The organism is Selenomonas sp. oral taxon 137 str. F0430, from assembly GCF_000183625.1.
Taxonomy (GTDB): Bacteria; Bacillota; Negativicutes; order Selenomonadales; family Selenomonadaceae; genus Centipeda; species Centipeda artemidis.
Map to the genome: position 1 here is coordinate 1 of NZ_AENV01000004.1, position 2,767 is coordinate 2,767.

At 43.6% G+C, this 2,767-nt stretch carries 5 protein-coding genes; 2 read left to right on the plus strand and 3 right to left on the minus strand.

Annotation, left to right across the window (positions count from 1 at the left end; translation table 11 throughout):
* The coding region (locus tag HMPREF9162_RS01365) for a transposase (RefSeq protein WP_009438206.1) at positions 1-530 on the plus strand (530 nt) is incomplete at its 5' end.
* A gap of 211 nt (positions 531-741) precedes the next feature.
* Here the strand turns inward: HMPREF9162_RS01365 and HMPREF9162_RS12565 are convergent.
* The 3 genes from HMPREF9162_RS12565 to HMPREF9162_RS01375 all read right to left on the minus strand — a co-directional run bounded on the left by HMPREF9162_RS12565 (position 742) and on the right by HMPREF9162_RS01375 (position 2,401).
* Positions 742-885, minus strand: a complete 144-nt coding sequence (locus HMPREF9162_RS12565) for a hypothetical protein (protein ID WP_009438203.1) — start codon at positions 883-885, stop codon at positions 742-744.
* A 153-nt stretch (positions 886-1,038) separates the two neighbouring features.
* Positions 1,039-1,644, minus strand: coding sequence for a hypothetical protein (locus HMPREF9162_RS01370; protein WP_009438205.1), 606 nt, complete (start codon positions 1,642-1,644; stop codon positions 1,039-1,041).
* A 202-nt stretch (positions 1,645-1,846) separates the two neighbouring features.
* Positions 1,847-2,401, minus strand: coding sequence for a hypothetical protein (locus HMPREF9162_RS01375; protein WP_037350058.1), 555 nt, complete (start codon positions 2,399-2,401; stop codon positions 1,847-1,849).
* Positions 2,402-2,530: 129 nt separating this feature from the next.
* On the opposite strand from HMPREF9162_RS01375, the gene HMPREF9162_RS01380 reads away from it, so the two are divergent.
* A partial coding sequence (locus HMPREF9162_RS01380) for a transposase (protein WP_009438201.1) occupies positions 2,531-2,767 on the plus strand: 237 nt, incomplete at its 3' end.

The window sequence follows — 2,767 nt, forward strand, 5'->3', positions numbered from 1 at the left end:
CAATGGACGGAGTGAGCGGCCTGGAAGACGGCGCAAAGTCGATCTTTAAGAACGTGGTGGTACAGCGGTGCATTGTTCACCTGATACGCAATTCTCTTAAATACGTTCCGAGCAAGGATTACAAGGCATTTACGGCACAACTTAAAAAGATCTATGGGGCAGTTAGCCTTCGGGCTGCACAGAGCGAATTTGAGAAATTCTGTGAGACTTGGAGCAAGTATCCGGGCGCAATTCGCGTATGGAAGGACAACTTCCGGCATGTTGAACAACTTTACCAATATGGCAGTGATGTCCGTCGTGTCATGTACACAACAAATGCGATAGAGAGCGTCAATGCAAGTTTTCGCAAAGTAACGAAGCAGGGGGCATTTCAAAGCGAGACGGCTGTGTTCAAGGTGCTTTACTTACGGATCAAGGAGCTGTACAAGAAATGGAAGGGACACTCCATTCAGAACTGGGCGATTGTGATGAATCAACTCTGTATTGATGAGCGGGTCGGACAGATGATCCGAAAATATTCCGCTCTATAAGAAACTTACACACTTTACTTGACAAACCCGTGAAGCGCCTGTATTTGCCCCCTTTCGTCAAGGGTAAAGTGCTTTCCCGATTTACGAACAGCTTCCATTGTGGTAGAATAGGCGTAATCCATAGTGATTGCTCCTTTGCTGATGTTTTGTAGCGGAACCATTATAGCACGAGATGTCACTATGGATTTTGTTTTTGTTTATCTGTTCAACTTCATTTTACAACGAACCCTTCGGAATCTTTTTTGTGTTTTGCTGCTTCCTTGATGGCATCTTTATAACGTCGGAGACTGTAGTCGCCAATGAATCGGTAACCCTCACTGGAAAGGACATCCATCAGCTCCTGTTTCTCTTTCACATCATCTTTGTTAAAGATTCTGCCGAGCTCATTGAGCGCGTTCTCTGTGTCACGGCTCAGTGCCGAGATGTCCTGCGTCGGATTCTCCCTGATGTCAATGGTTCCCTCTGCAATGACAACTTCTGTTGTGAGAAGTGCATCGCACTTTGTATTTTATTCTTGCTCCTGTGCTAGTTCTTGCTTTCGGAGGCTTTCTTCCAACGCCTCCGATATTTCATCCAGATCTTTGATGATATCCTTTTCCTGGCTGGTTTTTGCTCTTTTGAGACTTCGTTGTTTTCTAGCTTCTCCTTGTCTCCTCAGCTCTAAAAAGATTTTTTTATCTTCTATGGAAATATCATCCAAATCTTCTATCAAAATCAAGCTCGATCCATATGCCTCCTGTAAATCCTTTAAATTACTTACCAAATTGCTAGGCCCATCCCATGACATACGAGCATCGCTCGCATAGTTTTCGATTTTGATGATCTTTGTAAAGAGCGGGATCACGCATATTTTCGTATATCCCGACTCTCCGTAAGCATACAGGTATGGAAATTTATATTCATGGGCGTAGCAATTCATCTCTAATGCAACATCTTCATAGACGTCACTTAAAACCTGATCATCAAAATACATCTGGTAGCGAAACCCGGCTATATTTGTGGTCTCCGGCAAGCAGACGGGCGTATAATAGGAGTATGCAAGAAGCCATGCATAAAGGGTAAGACCGATCCCCATGATGACAGCAAGCACCTTTATGACGAAGTAGGATTTCATTTGGCCAGCTCCTCTTATTCATGAACCAGATCCGTTATAGGATAACTAAGGTCGTATGTCGTCTTATAAGCAAATGTACGTCGCAGACCGGATTGCTGGACGATATATGCATCTCTAAGGAAAGAGCCCAGTCTTGCTTCACCCTTTCATTATCCGGAAAACGTTCCATGATCTATTCCTCCCGAAATCTCATTCTTGAATTTTATTCGTTAGGGAGACTAAGATAGCTATGATAGCCCCACTTAAATCGTTCTTGCACCTTTTCAAGTATTTTTTTGCAGTAGTTTAGTTCAGGAAGATACTTTCCTTGCAGCCGCAAAGCTATATCCGTCGCTTCATAAAATTCAACTGCACCTTGCAGCAGTGTGGTCAGAAACTCTTTTTCCGGCAGCCAATATCGTTTATCGTTCCAATCGGTATGAAGCTTTATGAAGCCGCGCGGGTGTTCTTTGAAAGATAGATCCCCCGGGTGGTCCGGCATACAGAAGTGAGCTTCTCCGGTATTTAAAATTTCTTCTACGGCCATAGCAAAATATATCCAAAGAGATACCATAGGATCCCAATCACTAAACGACAATATTGGATCATCATAGTATCTTAGTAAAATCGCACCTTCTAAGTATTCTTTGTCAACATACTGAGCAATTTTTCTAATCCCTTCGATATCCGTTACTTCTGTGAAGATTGTAGGGTCTATATTGTCTAGATCTAATATCGTACAACGAAGATCCAATAAGAATGATTTGCATATGAACATGCGGTGCCTCCAAATGATGGTATGTAAAATTGACCGACGTTTCGGGAGTGTATAATAAACTGTGTAAGTAGGAAGACAGCTTAGGAACACTCCCGGTGAGGGGAAGTCAAAAACTAAGGAGGAACCCTTATGTCAAAGAGGCTCCCACGGCGCGGTGCAACGCTCGCTAAGGCAATTATCGAAGAGTATCAGCCCAAGAGTGTAGAAGACATGCAAAACGCCCTCAAAGAAATCTTCGGTCCCATGTTTGAAGCCATGCTCAACGGCGAGATGGAAAACCATCTCGGTTACATGAGCAACGAGCGCAGCGAAAAGGATACAGCAAATCGCCGCAACGGATATACCCCCAAAGTCCTCAAAACCTCA

Excerpts from the sequence above, each read along its gene's own strand:
- HMPREF9162_RS01370 (WP_009438205.1), bottom strand. The coding sequence starts at position 1,644 with ATGAAATCCTACTTCGTCATAAAGGTGCTTGCTGTCATCATGGGGATC.
- HMPREF9162_RS01375 (WP_037350058.1), bottom strand. The coding sequence starts at position 2,401 with ATGTTCATATGCAAATCATTCTTATTGGATCTTCGTTGTACGATATTA.